The 16,029-nt window shown below is 70.3% G+C and carries 15 protein-coding genes and 1 riboswitch; of the genes, 4 read left to right on the forward strand and 11 right to left on the reverse strand.

The genetic code is table 11. The features are described 5' to 3' along the window. Window positions 1-21: 21 nt before the first annotated feature. Window positions 22-801 (reverse strand): 3-hydroxybutyrate dehydrogenase, encoded by a 780-nt coding sequence (locus DES41_RS36945; RefSeq protein ID WP_114472675.1) that lies wholly within the window; start codon window positions 799-801, stop codon window positions 22-24. 35 nt (window positions 802-836) lie between these two features. Beyond that, window positions 837-2,012, reverse strand: a complete 1,176-nt coding sequence (locus DES41_RS36950; protein WP_245966053.1) for a patatin-like phospholipase family protein — start codon at window positions 2,010-2,012, stop codon at window positions 837-839. Window positions 2,013-2,157: 145 nt separating this feature from the next. Between DES41_RS36950 and DES41_RS36955 the strand changes: the two genes are divergently transcribed. Next, a complete protein-coding gene (locus tag DES41_RS36955) occupies window positions 2,158-2,598 on the forward strand; it encodes an FKBP-type peptidyl-prolyl cis-trans isomerase (RefSeq protein WP_114472677.1) in 441 nt (146 codons plus the stop codon). 17 nt (window positions 2,599-2,615) lie between these two features. Continuing rightward, on the forward strand, window positions 2,616-3,020 hold the full coding sequence (locus tag DES41_RS36960; protein ID WP_114472678.1) for an S-adenosylmethionine decarboxylase family protein: 405 nt from the start codon (window positions 2,616-2,618) through the stop codon (window positions 3,018-3,020). Here DES41_RS36960 and DES41_RS36965 read toward each other — a convergent pair. From DES41_RS36965 to DES41_RS36990, 6 genes are all read right to left on the reverse strand, one after another. Further along, the gene (locus DES41_RS36965; RefSeq protein ID WP_245966054.1) at window positions 2,983-4,560 is read right to left on the reverse strand and encodes an FAD-dependent oxidoreductase; all 1,578 of its coding nucleotides are present in this window, start codon (window positions 4,558-4,560) and stop codon (window positions 2,983-2,985) included. The genes DES41_RS36960 and DES41_RS36965 overlap by 38 nt on opposite strands. Further along, the gene (locus DES41_RS36970; protein ID WP_245966055.1) at window positions 4,557-6,080 is read right to left on the reverse strand and encodes a polyamine aminopropyltransferase; all 1,524 of its coding nucleotides are present in this window, start codon (window positions 6,078-6,080) and stop codon (window positions 4,557-4,559) included. The genes DES41_RS36965 and DES41_RS36970 overlap by 4 nt, the downstream gene beginning before the upstream one ends. Window positions 6,081-6,084: 4 nt before the next feature. After that, on the reverse strand, window positions 6,085-6,306 hold the full coding sequence (locus DES41_RS36975) for a DUF350 domain-containing protein (protein WP_056673896.1): 222 nt from the start codon (window positions 6,304-6,306) through the stop codon (window positions 6,085-6,087). A gap of 25 nt (window positions 6,307-6,331) precedes the next feature. Further along, window positions 6,332-7,843, reverse strand: coding sequence for a DUF4178 domain-containing protein (locus DES41_RS36980; RefSeq protein WP_114472681.1), 1,512 nt, complete (start codon window positions 7,841-7,843; stop codon window positions 6,332-6,334). Window positions 7,844-7,910: 67 nt separating this feature from the next. Continuing rightward, entirely contained in the window at window positions 7,911-8,945 is a 1,035-nt protein-coding gene (locus DES41_RS36985; RefSeq protein ID WP_114472682.1) for an SPFH domain-containing protein, read from the reverse strand. A 52-nt stretch (window positions 8,946-8,997) separates the two neighbouring features. Further along, the gene (locus tag DES41_RS36990) at window positions 8,998-9,414 is read right to left on the reverse strand and encodes a VOC family protein (RefSeq protein WP_114472683.1); all 417 of its coding nucleotides are present in this window, start codon (window positions 9,412-9,414) and stop codon (window positions 8,998-9,000) included. 64 nt (window positions 9,415-9,478) lie between these two features. Between DES41_RS36990 and DES41_RS36995 the strand changes: the two genes are divergently transcribed. Further along, the gene (locus tag DES41_RS36995; protein WP_245966056.1) at window positions 9,479-10,420 is read left to right on the forward strand and encodes an MBL fold metallo-hydrolase; all 942 of its coding nucleotides are present in this window, start codon (window positions 9,479-9,481) and stop codon (window positions 10,418-10,420) included. A gap of 3 nt (window positions 10,421-10,423) precedes the next feature. On the opposite strand, the gene DES41_RS37000 is transcribed toward DES41_RS36995, so the two are convergent. Genes DES41_RS37000 through DES41_RS37010 form a run of 3 tightly spaced genes read right to left on the reverse strand, consistent with a single transcriptional unit; the run spans window position 10,424 to window position 12,953 of the window. Then, window positions 10,424-11,404 carry an isopenicillin N synthase family dioxygenase gene (locus DES41_RS37000; RefSeq protein ID WP_245966060.1) on the reverse strand — a complete coding sequence of 327 codons (981 nt, stop codon included), beginning with the start codon at window positions 11,402-11,404 and terminating at the stop codon, window positions 10,424-10,426. A 59-nt stretch (window positions 11,405-11,463) separates the two neighbouring features. Further along, window positions 11,464-11,940, reverse strand: a complete 477-nt coding sequence (locus tag DES41_RS37005; RefSeq protein ID WP_114472685.1) for a nucleoside deaminase — start codon at window positions 11,938-11,940, stop codon at window positions 11,464-11,466. Between the two features lie 2 nt (window positions 11,941-11,942). Continuing rightward, the gene (locus DES41_RS37010) at window positions 11,943-12,953 is read right to left on the reverse strand and encodes an ABC transporter substrate-binding protein (protein ID WP_114472686.1); all 1,011 of its coding nucleotides are present in this window, start codon (window positions 12,951-12,953) and stop codon (window positions 11,943-11,945) included. A gap of 168 nt (window positions 12,954-13,121) precedes the next feature. Continuing rightward, window positions 13,122-13,346, forward strand: a riboswitch (cobalamin riboswitch). A 128-nt stretch (window positions 13,347-13,474) separates the two neighbouring features. On the opposite strand from DES41_RS37010, the gene DES41_RS37015 reads away from it, so the two are divergent. Beyond that, complete coding sequence (locus tag DES41_RS37015) at window positions 13,475-15,676, forward strand: TonB-dependent receptor (RefSeq protein WP_245966057.1); 2,202 nt, start codon at window positions 13,475-13,477, stop codon at window positions 15,674-15,676. Window positions 15,677-16,029: the final 353 nt, after the last annotated feature.

Here is a 16,029-nt window from a genome sequence, read left to right on the forward strand (position 1 = left end):
GATGGCGTCCCTGCCGGGGAGTCACTCCATGGCCCAGCCGTGGCTCACGATCAGCGACTGCCCCGTCAGCGCGTTGCTCGGGAAGGCCGCGAACAGCAGCGCCACCTCGGCCACATCGGCCACGGTGGTGAACTCGCCGTCCACCGTGTCCTTGAGCATGACCTTCTTGATCACGTCCTCTTCGCTGATCTTCAGCGTGGCGGCCTGCTCGGGGATCTGCTTGTCCACCAGCGGCGTGCGCACGAAACCCGGGCAGATCACGTTGGCGCGCACGTTGTGCGGGCCGCCTTCCTTGGCCAGCACGCGGGCCAGGCCCAAGAGGCCGTGCTTGGCCGTCACATAGGGCGCCTTCAGCACCGAGGCCAGCTTGGAGTGCACCGAGCCCATCAGGATGATGGAGCCGCTGTTCTGCTTGTACATGTGCGGCAGCACGGCCTTGGTGGTCAGGAAGGCGCCGTCCAGGTGGATCGCCAGCATCTTCTTCCACTCGGCGAAAGGGAAGTCCTCGATGGGGTGCACGATCTGGATGCCGGCGTTGCTGACCAGCACGTCCACCGTGCCCCAGGCCGCCACCACCTCGGCCACGCCGGCGTTGACCTGCTCCTCGCTGGTCACGTCCATGGCCACGCCCATGGCCTCGTGGCCGGCGGCACGCAGTTCGGCGGCCGTGGCATCGGCCGCGGCCTTGTTCATGTCGGCGATGGCCACGCGTGCGCCTTCGCGCGCATAGGTGCAGGCGATCTCCTTGCCGATGCCGCTGGCGGCGCCGGTGACGAGCGTGACTTTGTCCTTGAGTTTCATGGCGGGTCCTTTCGGGGAGCGGGGTGTGGAGCGGTTCAACGGCCCGAGGGCCGCGGGGCGAGATCGAGCACCGTCATGCCGGCCTTCTTGCGTGGGCGGTCGCGCCAGCGCGGGTTGGCGAAGCTGGCCTCCACGTCAGCGCGGCCTGCGGCCCAGTGGTCGGCCACGGTCTGGCGGGAGAACTCGTAGTCCTTGGACTGGCCGGCGTGGCTCTTGCTGCGGTGGATCAGGTGCATGACGGTGACCGCGTTGCAGTTCCCGGCATTGAGCAGGGCCTGGAGGTCCGGGTCGTCCTGCAGCGCCGCAGGCAGCTTGTCGGCCAGGCGCTGGGCGGCCTCGGCCAGGCGCTGCTGCGCGGCCACGAGATCGGTGTTCATGCGCGTGCGGCTGGCGTACTGGATGTCCTTGGCGCGCTCGGCCACCTCGTCCAGGTTGCGCGGCAGCGCGCCGCGCGCGCTGAACAAATCGACCTGGAACACCAGCATGTCCAGCACCGTCGGCTGGTCGATCACGTACTGCAACGGCGTGTTGGAGACCACACCGCCGTCCCAGTACCACTTGCCGTCCACGGGCACCGGCGCGAAGCCCGGCGGCAGCGCGCCGCTGGCCATCACGTGCTGGGGCCCGATGGGGTGGGTGCAAGTCGGGTCGGCCGAGTCGAAGTAGACCGAGTTGCCGGTCTCCAGCTCCACCGCGCCGACCGACAGCCGCACCTTGCCACGGCAATGCGCGTCGTTGATGCGGTCGAAGTCGACCAGGCGTTCCAGCGTGCTTCGGAGCGGCGAGGTGTCGTACCAGCTCAGCGCGGCGGCGGTGCCGGCTGGCTGCAACGGCGCCGGCGGGATGCGCGGCATGAAGAAGCCCGGCACGCCGAAGCTGGCCGTGAGCGCAGCGCTCGAGGCATTGAACAGGCTGCGCGCCTCGTCGCCGTAGCTGGCAGGCAAAGCCGGCATGGGCAGGCCGGACGAGACCTGGGCCCAGAACGCACGCAGCTGGTCGACGCGACGCTCCGGAGGGTTCCCGGCGATCAGCGCGGCGTTGATCGCGCCGATGGAGACCCCGGCCACCCAGTCGGGCGCCACGCTGCGTTCGGCGAGGGCCTCGTACACGCCGGCCTGGTAGGCGCCGAGGGCGCCGCCGCCCTGCAGTACGAGCACGCACTGTTCCGCGGGCGCGGCGACGCTGCGCGCGAGGGAAGGAGATGTAGCCACGGGGAAGCCTTCTGGGATGGCGGAACTGGGGTCCGATTGCTGCGATGCAGTATAGGGCGCTCACAGCACCTGCCGCGGTGCATGGGATGCAGCGCCGGCTGGCCATAATGGCCGGCTTTGTCCCATGGCTTTCGAAGGAGACCGCATGCCCATCCGTACCCCCGCCATCGTGCTCGCCGCACTGCTCGCCAGCACGGCCTGGGGCCAGACCGTCACCACCCTCGATGCCGCCGCCAAAGAACCTGGCGCGCAGACCACGGCGTCCGGCCTCGTCTACCGCTCGCTGCAAGACGGCAGCGGCGCCAGCCCTGGTGCCAGCGACAAGGTCAAGGTGCACTACCGCGGCACCTTCCTGGACGGCAAGGAGTTCGACAGCTCCTACAAGCGCAACGCGCCGATCGAATTCCCGCTGAATGGCGTGATCCCCTGCTGGACCGAGGGCGTGCAGAAGATGAAGGTGGGCGGCAAGGCCAAGCTGACCTGCCCGGCCGCAATCGCCTACGGCAGCCGCGGCGCAGGCGGTGTCATCCCGCCGAACGCCACGCTGCAGTTCGAAGTGGAGCTCCTGGGCATCAACGGCCGCTGACCACGGAGACCGGCGCCATGCGCGGCCTGCACCTGACCGCCGACCTGCACGGCTGCCGCTGCGCACCGCAGTGGCTGGTCGACGCACCGCTGCTCGGCGCCTGGTGCGTGCAGGCCGTGCGCGATGCCGGTCTGCAGCCCGTGGGCCAACTCTTCCACCGCTTTCCCGCCACAGACCAGGGCCCGGGCGGCGTGACGGCGACGGTGCTGCTGGCCGAATCGCACCTGTGCGTGCACACCTGGCCCGAGCAGGCGGCCGTGACGCTGGATGTCTACGTCTGCAACTTCGGCGCCGACCACCGTGGCCAGGCCCAGGCCTTGCTCGACGCACTGGTGGCGCGTTTCGCGCCCGAACAGGTGCTGCGCCAGGCGCTGGAACGCGGCCTCAGCCCGCCGCCAGGCCCGCCAGGTGGCCGCGGGTGAAGGCCTCCTCGAACACCGAGTAACCCGACCAGTCCGCGTGCGCGAACAGCAGCGGCCCGGACCGCGGCGTCGCCGGGTTGGCGCGCAGGCGCTGCACCAGCCCCGGCACCGGCGTCGCCATGGCGTGGCCATAGCGCGTGATCGCGATGTGCGTGGCCTTGGCGCGCAGGTCCGGATGGGCCTCGCGGAGTTCGGCGAACATCTGCTCGGCCCAGTGCTGCCAGGGCTGTTGCAGCAGCGCGTTGCGCGCATCCGGCGCCAGGCCCAGCGCGTGGTACCAGCTGAGCACCCGCGGGCTGTCCGGGCGGCGCTGTTCCAGGCCCTGGTGGCCCGCATCGACATAGCCCAGCGCATTGCTGCCGTAGACCACGTTGTCCCAGCTCGGCGCAGCGCCGCCCTGGTCGGCCAGCGCGGCGCGCAGGTGCACGTTGGCCACCAGCCAGGGGCTGTAGCGCAGCGCCGCGGCCGCCTCGCGCACGCAGGCCGGCGGCTCGGCCAGCACCCGCGCCGCCACGAACACCGGCAGCGCGACGATGCAGTGCGTGGCGTCCCACTGTTCGAGCTGGCCGCTGGCCGTGTCCAGCGCCTGCACCGTCACGCCCTGGCGGTGCGTGGCGATGCGGCTGACCACGCGCGCGCAGCGCAGCCGTTCGCCCAGCGGCTGCGCCAGGCGCTGCGTTAGCCAGGCATTGCCCTCGGGCCAGGTCAGCACCGCCTCACGCTCGGCTTCGGCGTCGCCAGGCGCATGGAAGCCGTGCCGGCTGGCGAAGTAGTGGATGCCGGCCCAGGCCGACACGCCCGCCAGGCCGGCGCCGAAGTCGTCGCGGCAGCAGTAGTCCAGATACCAGTGCAGTTGCGCGTCGTCCAGGCCCTCGCGGCCCAGCCACTGGGCCATGGTCTGGGCGTCCAGCGCCGCGTGCTCGGGGGCGAAGGCCGCGCGCTGCGCCGGCAGGGCGAACGGGGCGCTGCGCATCAGCGCGGCCACGCGCGCGGCGAAGCGCCGGTACTGCGCCAGCGTACCGGCGCCGATGTCCTGCAGGGGCAGCAGGCCGTCCTGCCAGTGGCCGTTGCGGTAGAGCCGCTCCTGCGGGCTGTGGCACAGGTGGCGTTCGTCATACTCCCAGCGGCCAGCCACGCGCTGGCGCAGGCCGAACTCTTCGAGCAGGCCCTGCACCTCGTGCGCGGCGTCCATGGGCAAGGGCAGGTAGTGCGCGCCGAGCGGGCAGGGCAGGCCACCCAGCTGCGTGGCGCGGCTGTTGCCGCCGGCCTGGTCTTCCAGCTCCAGCAGCACGAAGTCCTCGATGCCGCGCTGGCGCAGTGCGCGTGCCGCGGCCAGGCCGGCCACGCCACCGCCGGCGATGACCACGCGCGTGCGCTGCGTGCGGGCCGGCCTCTGCGCCATGGCCGACCGCAGCAGGTGGCCACGCTCGGGGCTGGTGCCCACGAAACCGCCGGCCAGTGGCGTGTCCGGCGCGTCGCAGCCCTGGGTTGCCAGCAGGGGCAGCGCGGCGCCGGCCAGCCAGGCGCGCCGCGAGATCATGGCTTGGCCTTGCCCCATTCGTCCTCGTAGAGGTTCACGAGCACCTGGTTGGAGAGCCGGTTCACCTCGGCCGGCACGCGCGCCATGTCGCGCGGAAAGTCGAACAGCGCCGGCACGCCGGCCAGGTCGAGAAAGCGCAGCCCCTCCGGCAGCTGCGGCGGCGTGCGCCAGGGCCGGCGCCCGGCCAGCACGAAGCCCCATTCGCCGAAGCTCGGCACATGGGCGTGGTAGGGCGCGGTCTTGAGGCCGACGGACTCGATGGTCTGCACCACTGTCCAGAAGCTCTGGCGCGCCAGCAGCGGTGAGGTCGACTGCACCACGGCGTAGCCGCTGGCCGCCAGGTGCCGGTCCAGCAGCGCGTAGAACGAATTCGTGTAGAGCTTGCCGATGGAGAAATTGGTCGGGTCGGGAAAGTCCACCACGATCACGTCGTAGATCTCGCGCGCCTCCTCGAGCCAGCGGAAGGCGTCGGTGTTGACCACGGTCACCTTGGGCGAGCGCAGCGCGTGGCCGTTCAGCGCTGCCAGCGGTTCGTGGTCGCGGAAGAGGCGCGTCATCGCCGGGTCCAGCTCGACCAGCGTGACCCGCTCCACCGTGGGGTACTTCAGGATCTCGCGCACGGCCATGCCGTCGCCGCCACCCAGCACCGCCACCTTGCGCGGCGAGCCGTGGGCGGCCATGGCCGGGTGCACCAGCGCCTCGTGGTAGCGGTATTCGTCGTGCTCGGCGAACTGCAGATTGCCGTTCAGGTACAGGCGGTGGCCGCTGCGCCCGTGCGTGACGACGATGCGCTGGTAGGGCGTCTGCGCGCTGAACACGGCGCGGTCCTGGTAGAAGCGGTCCTCGGCCAGCGTGGTGATGTGGTCGGCGCCGACGAAGCCCGTGGCCAGCACGGCCAGCGTGAGCCCGCAGGCCAGTGCGTGGGCCTTGAGGCGGCGCAGCTCATGGCGGAACAGCCACAGCGCCCACAGCGCCACCGCCGCGTTCATGAAGCCGAACAGCAGCCCCGTGCGCACGAGCCCCAGGTGCGGCACCAGCAGCAGCGGGAAGGCGACGGACACCGCCAGCGCGCCCAGGTAGTCGAAGGTCAGCACCTGCGAGACCAGGTCTTTGAGCGCCACGTCGCGCTTCAGGATGCGCATCACCAGCGGGATCTCCAGCCCCACGAGCGTGCCGACCAGGAACACCAGCCCGTACAGCAGCAGGCGGAACGCGTCGGGCGTCCAGGCGTTGGCGATGAACAGGATCGCCGGCAGCGCGCCGCCCACCAGTGCCACCAGCAGCTCGATGCGCAGGAAGTGCGCGGGCAGCTGGCGCTCGAAGTAGCGCGACAGCCAGGAGCCCACGCCCATCGCGAACAGGTAGCTGCCGATGATGGTGGAGAACTGCAGGATGGAGTCGCCCAGCACATAGGAGGCCAGGGCGCCCGCGGCCAGCTCGTAGACCAGCCCGCAGGCGGCCACGACGAAGACGCTGGCCAGCAGCGCGACCGCCACCGGCCGCGAAGCGGCGGTCGTCACGCGCTCAGCCGTGCACCGCGGCAGCCACGATGATGGAGATGCCCAGGCACATCGCGCCGACCACGATGCCCAGCGCCACGTTCTGCTTCTCGACCAGTTCCTGCCACAGGTCGTACGGCGTGATCTTGTCGATCACGACGAAGGCCAGCCAGAACACCACCACGCCGATCAGCGCGTACAGGATGGAGCCGAAGAAGGCGCCGGGTTTCAACCATTCCAGTCCCATGGGGAACCTCCGTCAGAAAGAGTCTTCATTTGTGGCCGCCGCCGGTGCTGAAGCCGCCGTACGAAGCGCCGCTCGAGCGGCTGCTGTTCTGGCTGCAGTTCTCGCGACGGGGATCGCAGTCGTCGCAGCGCGCCACGAGCAGGACGACCAGCACCAGCAGCACGACCAGCACGATGGTCGTGCGGCTCATGCCGGACGCCACGCTGAGCGGCGCTGCATCGCTGCGCTTGAACAGGTCCTTGCGGCTGTCCAGCTTGAACGCCTGGGCCACCGTGGCGCTGTCCAGCTGCCCGCCGGTGGACCAGGTGATCTCGCCCGCCGTCTGCTCCATGGACAGCAGCGTGCGTCCCTTGGCGAAGTCGCGGTTCTGGGTCTTCTGGCCGCGCTGCACGGGCCAGTAGAACTCGCCGGCCACGTAGTCGGTCTCGGCCGCGTAGCGCTCGCGCAGTTCGTAGCGGCTGCCCAGGTAGCTCGCGGTGCGCCCGTCGCCCGACAGCTGGGGCGCGCCCGTGGTGGGTGCGACCATGCTCCAGCCGTCCTGCGCATCGACGAGGAAGGAGAAGCCACGCTTGGCGTGGTAGAGCAGGTACTCGCTCCAGCCGAAGGTCTCGTCCGGGTCTTCCGGGTCGCGCCCCAGCCGGTGCTGGAAGCCCACCACCTGCCAGTCCACGCCCTGCAGCCGGCCGATGCTGCCCAGCGCGATGAGCGGGCGCAGCGGCTCGTCCTGCAGCACGTGGCGCAGTTCGCGACCGATGCCGGCGGTCAGGTCGATCACGGCGTGGCACTGCGCGCAGGTGATGGTCTTGCTGCTGGCCAGCGTCACCTGCACGGGCGCGCCGCACTGCGGGCAGGCGAACTGGCGCGCGCGCTCTTCCTTCGCGATGGCATCGCGCAGGCCGCGCAGTTGCAAGTCCTCGAGCAGCACCGCCCGGCCGCGCGCCACCAGCGGCGGCTGGCGGCCGTAGTCGATGCTGAGCACCTCGCCCTCGGCGCTGCGCAGCTCCACCATCTCGAAGGCCTGGCCCAGCGGCGGCAGGTGCGGCAGTTCGCCTGCGGCAGCGATCAGCGCGGTCTGGTCACGGCTGGCGACGCTGTAGACGGTGCCCGACAGTTCGACGCGCTGGCCCAAGCGCAGCGTGCCGGCCGCGGGCAAGGCCTGCTGCAGCACGCCGGGCCGGCTGAACACATAGCTGCCGTTGTCCTCGCCCAAGGTGGCCAGGCTGCCGTCGGCGAGCATGGCCTCCCATTCGGTCCAGGTGCCGTTGCTGCCGCGGTACTGCAGCCGGCCGATCAGCGTGAAGGCCTGCGCCTGTCCTTTGTCCACCCACTGGCCGCTCGCCTGCAGCTGCAGCGGGCTGTGGTCGTCGAACAGCTCGGCCATCTTGCCCAGGCGGCGCAGCACCTCGCCATCGCGCACCACGGTGCTCTGGCAGTAGGCGCAGATGGCGTGCGTGGACTGCGCGTGCAGGAAGGTGACCGGCGCGCCGCAGCCGGGGCAGGGCGCGGTGTAGCTGCGCAAAGGGGTGTCGTTGGCCATTGCAGGCGTGCGTCGGGCGCGCGGCGGGCCGGGCCCGTGGGGCCGGGCCGCTGCCGCGCCGTCGGGATCAGACCAGCTTCTTGAGCAACTCGGCCTTCTTGCTGGCGAACTCTTCGTCCGTCAGGATGCCCTTGGCCTTGAGTTCGCCCAGCCGCTCCAGCGTGGCCAGCACGTCCTCCGGCTTGAGCGCCGCGGCGGCGGCCGCAGGCACGGCCGGGGCCGGCTGCTGCAAGCCCTGCTGCAGGTTCTGCGCCAGCACCTGGCCCAGCGCCACGCCGGCGCCCAGGCCCATGGCGTCGCCGGCCACGCCGCTGCCGCCACCCGCGCCCTCGGCGAACTTCGGGATCGCCTGGGCGGTCTGGTACTGCATGAACTTGCCCATGTCGTTGCCCACCATGCCCATGCCGATCTTCTGGTCCAGGATCTTCTGCAGCTCCTCGGGCAGCGAGATGCTTTGCACCGTCATGCCGTCGAGCTGCAGGCCGATGGCCGCGAAGGCCGGCCCCAGCTCGGCCGCCAGGGCCTTGGCGAATTCGATCTGGTTGGCCGCCAGGTCGAGAAACGGGATGCCGCTCTGCGCGATGCCGTCCGACAGGTGCTGCAGCACCAGCCCGCGCAGCTGGCCATCGAGGTCGGCCGTGCCGTAGGCAGCGCGCGTGCCCGAGATCTCGGTGTGGAACAGCCTGGGGTCGGCGATGCGGAAGCTGTAGTTGCCGAAGGCGCGCAGCCGCACCGCGCCGAAGTCCTTGTCGCGGATCGTCACTGGCTGGGGCGTGCCCCACTTCTGGTCGACCTGCTGGCGCGTGCTGAAGAAGTAGACATCGCTCTTGAACGGCGACTCGAACAGCTTGTCCCAGTTCTTGAGGTTGGTCAGCAGCGGAATGTTCTGCGTGGTGAGCTTGTACAGGCCCGGGCCGAACACATCGGCCACCTTGCCCTCGTTCACGAAGACCGCCATCTGCGACTCGCGCACGGTCAGCGAGGCGCCGTACTGGATCTCCATGTCCTGCATGGGAAAGCGCCACGCCAGCGTGCCGTCGCCGTCCTCCGTCCACTGGATGACGTCGATGAATTGCTTGCGGATGAAGTCCATCAAGGCCATGGTGCGCTCCTCCTGGTTCTGGGTCGCGGGATCATAGCCCCGTGCAGTGGCGCTATTGCGCGTCGTACACCGTGGCCAGCGAGCGGAAGCCCTTGACCTCGATCGGGTTGCCGAACGGGTCGAGGAAGAACATGGTCCATTGCTCGCCGGGCTGGCCTTCGAAGCGGCCTTGCGGCTCCAGCACGAACTCGGTGCCGGCGTCGGTGAGCCGCTTCGCCATGGCCTGCCAGTCGGCCAGTTGCAGGATCAGGCCGAAGTGCGGCATCGGCACCAGCTTGTCGCCCACATGGCCGGTGCGCGCGGTGGCGAAGGGCTCGCCCAGGTGCAGCGAGATCTGGTGGCCGAAGAAGTCGAAGTCGACCCAGGTGTCGGTGCTGCGGCCTTCGCGGCAGCCCAGCACGCCGCCATAGAAACGGCGCGCCGCATCCAGGTCACGGACATTGAAGGCGAGGTGGAAGATGCTTTGCATGGGACGCCATTGTGCGCTGGCGCGACAGCACACCGCGGGTGCCCTCTGGTATGGTGCCGAGCCCATGGACGCCCCCCAGACCGCTGCCCGCGACCCTGCGCCACGTGCCGGCGTGCAGCACGTCACCTTCGGCCGCGTCTCGGTCTTCTTCGGCGAGCGCAACGGCAAGTACCCCGATGGCAACCAGGTGCTGGTGCGCGGCACGGACACGCGCGCCGCCATGGACACGCCCATCGTCTCCAACTTCATCGGCGCGGCCTTCGACGCCAGCGAGCTCGTGGTCATGGGCCATGTGCACGAGGACCACATGGCCGGGCTGCACCGCCTGCCCCGGGCCAGCGTGCACGTGCACCATGCGGACCTGCCGGCGGCGCAGAGCTGGCCGGGCCTGCTCGCGGCCATGGGCGTGGCCGACGCGGCGCTCGGCCAGGAGGTGCTGGCGCGCTACCAGCGCGAGTTCTTCTACGGGCCGCGGCCGGATGCCCAGGGCTATGCCGACGGTGCCTGCTGGGAACTGGGCGGCTGCAGGATCCGCGCCTTCCACATGCCGGGCCACACGGCTGGCCACACCGTGCTGCTGGTCGAGCCCGAAGGCGTGGCCTTCATCGGCGACATCGACCTGAGCGGCTTCGGCCCCTACTACGGCGATGCGGGCTCCAACCTGCGCGATTTCCGCGCCACCTTGCAGCGGCTGCCGGAGCTGCCGGCCAAGGTCTGGGTGACCTCGCACCACCGCGGCGTCTACACCGAGCGCGACCGCTTCCTGCGCGACCTGGCCGCCTTCGCGGCCAAAATCGACGAACGCAGCGCGCGGCTGCGCGCGCTGCTGGCCGAGTCGCCGAAGACGCTGGCCCAGCTGGTCGCGTGCCGGCTGCTGTATCCGCCGGGCCACCAGAGCTGGTGGGTCGATTCCGCCGAGGCCCGCACCATCGTGCAGCACCTGGACGAACTGCAAGCCGCCGGCCAGGTGCAGGTCGATGCCGAGGGCGTCTGGCGGCTCTGCTGAGCTTCAGTACTTCTTGAAGTTGGCCGCGATGCGCTGCTGCAGGAAGTCGCCGGCCGTGATGCTGGGGTACTTGGCCGAGGGGCTGTCGATCACCACGCTGCGGTTGGCCTGGGCGAAGAAGGCCAGGCTGTAGCGCGCGCCCTGGTACTCGTGCGCCGCGGGGTTCTTCACGCGGTGGAAGTTGCTGGGCAGCTGGTCGTCGCTCCAGCGCATCAGCATGTCGCCGATGTTGCAGGTGATGAGTTCGTCGGCCGGTGTGATCGAGGTCCAGGCCTGCGAATCCATGTCCTTGCCCGGCAGCAGCTGCAGGCCGCCCTGGCCGCTGCGCTGGAACAGCAGCGTGAGACAGTCGAAGTCGGTGTGCGCGCCCGCACGCCACAAGCCCAGCTGGTCGCGCAGCGCGGGATCCACGGCAAAGTAATGCAGCATGCGCAGCGTGCTCTGGTAGTCCGGCTGGCTCGGGTCGTGCGCAGCGGTGAAGAACTCGCGCGCAAAACCCAGCTTCACGGCGAAGCACGACAGCACGCGCATCGCCACGCTCCAGGCCTGGGCCTCGAAGGCCAGCATGGTCTGCTCGAAGCCGGGCAGGGTCTCCTCGCCGGGCCACAGGCCCTCCATGTGCGGGCGCGTGATCTGGTAGCTCTCCTTCTGGTCCGGCGTGCCCGTGGAGGGGCGCACCTGGGCGCGGCTCTCCCACCCTGCGTTCAGTCCCTTCTTGAGCGGGTGGCGTGCCTTGACGGCGTCCGGCAGCGCGAAGAAGCGCTCGGTCATCGCGAAGGCGCCGCGCACCTTGTCCAGCGCGATGCCGTGGTTGGACAGCTGGAAGAAGCCCACGTCGACCGCGGCGTCCCACAGCTGGTCGGCGATCTCGGCATGGCGGCGCTCGAAGTCCGACAGGTCGATCACGCGCACCTCGCGCGCGGCCTCGCTGCCGACTGCGCCCATGCGCGATTCCTTGGTCAGTTCATGCAGTGCGTAGCTCATGTTGGTTCCTTCGGCCTCGCGGCCTTCGATGCGATTGCCTTCGGGCGGACGGGCGGCGCTCATTCCATTCCCCAATAGGCCTGGTGGGGCGCGCTGGCTTCGGCGAGAAGCGCAGGGCCGATCACGGTGAAAGGTTCCGCGCTGTGCGCGAACACATCGCGGCAGGACATCTGCAGGTCGGCCGCCGTGGCGTCCTTGGCGCGAAAGCGCCGCAGGCTCACCGCGTCGATGCCGAACACCACGCGGCGGATGCCGCTCCAGAAGATGGCCCCGGCGCACATCACGCAGGGCTCGCCCGAGGCGTACATCGTGGCGCCGGCCATGGCTTCGCGCTTCAACTGGCGCAGGGCATTGACCTCGGCATGGGCCGTGCAGTCGCCCGTGGCCGCGTTGTCGTTGTGGGCCTCGGCCAGCAGCTGGCCATCGGCGCCCACGACGACGGCACCGAAGGGCCGGTTGCCGCGCGCGCTGCCGAGGGCCGACAGTGCGATGGCCTGGCGCAGGTAGCGGCCGTCCGTGGCATTCAGTTCTTCCATGCTCACGCCTTGACAGCCCGTTCGGAGGCCGCAGGCAGGAAGCTGGCGTTGAACACCTGGCTGGCGGGCGGCGCCGCCTTGAGCCCGAAGGTCTGGGTGATCTCCTCGATCTGGCGCGCCAGCAGTTCCGGCTGCACGGCGCCCAGGCCATGGGCGCGCGTGTCGGCCGTGACCATGTACTTGGCCGTCAATGCGAAGCGCTGGGCCTCGAGCTTCTCGTCGACCATGGGCTCGCGCTGCTTGACGAAGGCCATGGCGGCCACCGGATCGGCCAGCGCATCCTGCACGCCGCGGTTGGTGGCGCGCAGGAAGGCGCGCACGGTCTCTGGCTTCTCGCTGACCAGCTTGCTCGAGGCCAGGATCGCGTTGCCATACAGGCTGGCGCCGATGTCGGCATAGGAGAGCACGGCCAGCTGGGCCGGGTCCACGCGCTGGAACAGCGACAGGGCGGAGTCGTGGAAATAGGTCGCGCCGTCCACGTCGCCGCGCACGATCACGTTGTCGCGCTGCGAGAAGTCGGTCGTCACCCACTCGAAGGCATCGGCCTTCAGGCCCGCATGCCGGGCCGCGATCGGCCAGGCCCGGCGCGTGGACTCCACGGCCGCCGCGGCGATGCGCTTGCCGGCGAGGCTCTTGAAATCGGTCACGCCGCGGTCCTTGCGCGCGATGATCACGAAGGGGGCGCGGTTGTAGTACTGGTAGACAGCCTGCACCAGCGGCCCCTGCGCAGCCTGGAACTCCATCAGCGCGCTGAGGTCGCCGAAGCCCATGTCGTAGGCGCCGCTGGCCACGCGCGTGATCGCGGCCACCGAGCCGCTGCCCACGTCGAAGCTGGGCGCCAGGCCCTCCTGCGCGTAGTAGCCCTTGGCCAGCGCCACGAAGAAGGGCGCGACCTGGCCCGAGATGCGGAAGTCCAGCGTGAACTTGAGCGGCTGGGGCTTGCCGCCCTGCGCGAAGCTGAACGCGGGCAGGGCGGCGGCGGTGGCCAGGGTGAGAAGGCGGCGGCGTTGCATGGTGGGGCTCCTGGAATGCTTTCGAACGCAGTCTAGGAACCCGTGCGCCATGGCAACAGCCACGGCCAGGCCATGTCCGGCATAACAGGCTTGTTATGGCGACACGGCGGTGCGTGTGGCTGGACGATAATCCGCGCGGGCCGCGGCGCCCCTCCACACCGGAGGGGCGCCGGGCCCCGGTTGCAAGGTGCCGCCGGCCGCAAGGCCGGAGGTCAAACGGGAAGCAGGTGAGATGCCTGCGCTGCCCCCGCAACGGTCAGCGGATCACGACCCCTCATGCCGGCGCCTCGCGCCGGCAGCCACTGCGCCCCCGGGCGTGGGAAGGCGAGGGGCCTGGTGCCTTGAAGGCACCGCTCCGCGAGCCCGGATACCGGCCTTGCAGTCGATTCGGACACCGCGGGCGTGCGCTGGTCCGACGCGGGTGCGCGCCCTCGCGGCGCGGCCCGGGTCGTGCCTTGTGCGGCTGCGGTGTGTTCCAGAGATCGGCCCTGCGGGAGAGCGGGGCCTGAATGCAACGGCACATGCACGACCACCAGCCATCCGGCCGCCCACGCGCGGCTGCGCTTCGCGGATTCCTTCCCCCATCCTCCGTCCTGGCCACCGCACTGGCGCTGTGCGGCATGGCCCAGGCCCAGGCACCTGCCAAGGGCGCCCTGGAAGAGGTCTTCGTCACGGCCACGGCCCGGCCCGAGGACCGCAGCCGCATCGCAGCCACCACGCAGACCATCGGCCGCGAGACGATCGAGCGCTCCAGCGCGCGCTCGGTCACCGACCTGCTGGCCGAGAACGCGGTCGGGTTCCTGAGCGAGTGGACCGCCGCGCAGACCTCGATGAACATCCGCGGCGCGGCCACCGACGGCCAGGGCCGCGACTTCCGCAGCCAGGTGCTGGTGCTCCTGAACGGGCGCCGCGCCGGCACGGCCAACCTGTCCAAGCTGAGTCCGTCCGACGTGGAGCGCATCGAGATCGTGCGCGGCCCGGGCTCCGTGGTCTACGGCAGCCAGAACATGGGCGGCGTGGTCAACATCATCATGAAGACCGGCGCGACGACGCCCGGCTCCAGCGCGGACCTCACGGCTGGCTCCTGGGGCCTGTGGCGCGCCCATGCGCAGACGGCGGGTGCCAGCGACACGTTCGACTGGTACATCGGGTTCAGCGGCGGCGAGCGCGGCGACTACGACTCCGGCCAGGGCGGCACGACCATGGCCAACACCGCCTGGGAGGGCCGCGGCGCGAGCGCTGCGCTGGGCTGGCAGCTGGCCGCGCACCACCGCGTGGCGCTGCAATTGCGCACCGACGGCATCTACAACGCGGGCTTCCGCGGATCGGGCGCCAACATCCACAGCCGCGACGACCGCGACAACCGCTCGCTCGACTTGACGTACGAGGGCGCCACGGCCGACCACCGCGTCAGCTGGCTGGCCCAGGTCTACGACCTCAGCGATGTCGACGAATTCAACTGGGCCTCGCCCGTCATCCGTGCGGGCACCGCCGCCGTGCCCGGCACTTCGCGCGACCACAACCGGCGCACGCTGGACGTGAGCGGCCTGCGCCTGCAGCCGCGCTTCAGGCTGGGGCAGGGCAACGACCTGCTGCTGGGCCTGGACTGGGAGAAGAGCCGCCTGCGCTCCGTCCGCGAGCGCGTGGCGATGCCAGGTGGCCCCAGCGGGCAGGTCGCCCCCTACGACAACAACCAGACCGAAGCGGTGCACGCGCTGTACTTCGAGGATGCACAGACCCTGCTGGACGACCGGCTCACGCTGCGCGCCGGCCTGCGCCAGACCTGGGGCCGGACGCGCTTCGACGCCACCCCCAACCTGCCGCTGGCCGTCAGCACCACGCGCAGCTACGACACCCACACCTGGTCCATGGGCGCGACCTGGAAGGCCAGCGATGCTCTGCACCTGCGCGCGGGCGCCTCCACGGGTTTCCGCGCGCCGACGGCGACCGAGCTGGCCTCGGACTTCACGGCCGTGGGCGGCGGCCGCATCTTCGGCAACGCCGACCTGGAGCCGGAGACCAGCCGGCAGATCGAGGTAGGCGCCACGCTGCAGGTGCCCGGCTGGCGGCTGGACACCGCGCTGTTCCAGAACACGATCTCCGACCGCATCACCACGGTCTCGCGCGGGCCCGCGACCAACACCTCGGACTATGCCAACAACACGGCCGACACCGTGGCGCGCGGTGTCGAGTTCAACGGCAAGTTCGACCTGGCCCACGCACTGCAGCTGCCGGGGCGCGTGCTCGACGCCTTCGCCAGCGGCTACTACCACTTCGACATGCGCGACAAGGGCGCGGCCGCCACGGCCAGCACAGACAAGGTGCAGCGCATGTACCGCTACGAGGCTTCGGCCGGCGTGCGCTACGGCGAAGGCGGCCCGCGCGATGCGGGCGCCTGGACGCTGCAGCTTTCGGCGTTGCTGCGCGGGCCGATGTGGTACGACACCGAGGAGAACCTGCTGGTGCCGCAGGGCGAGCCCGGCAGCACCTTCATCCACCGCAAGGGCGCCTTCACGGTCTGGAACCTGCGCGCGGACTACCGCGTGTCGCCGGGCGTCAAGCTCTATGCGGGCGTGAACAACCTGTTCGACCTGAACCGCCACCCGATCTTCATCGCGCTGGACCGTTCTCCCTGCACCGCGAACGCGGCCTTCCAGAACGGCGGCTGCGGCACCTCCATGCCGGGGCGCGAGCTGCTGGTCGGCCTGCACGTCGATTTCTGAGATGGCGCAGTCCCCGACGCCCAGCAGGGGCCGAGCGCAGCGATGGCCCGAGCCCCAGGCCGAGCGCAGCGATGGCCCGTGTGGGACTTCCCCCTGTGCCCCTGCAGAGGAGCGCAGTGCCATGGGCTGCGCGGGGAACCTCGCGCTTCAACATCTGACTCATTGCGCTTGTCCGAGCGTAGTGAACGCAGTGAACGGTGCGAGTTGCGCAATGCAGCCCATGGCGCGAGCACCGCAGGTTGCCCGGAGCGTTAGCGGAGGGACAGGGGCACCGGGGTCGCCTTCTTTTGCTTACTTTTCTTGGCGAAGCAAGAAAAGTGAGTCGTCGTGCGGGGGCGAAATCCCCGCCTCCT

Origin of the sequence: Pseudorhodoferax soli (assembly GCF_003337555.1) — a bacterium.
GTDB lineage: Bacteria > Pseudomonadota > Gammaproteobacteria > Burkholderiales > Burkholderiaceae_C > Pseudorhodoferax > Pseudorhodoferax soli.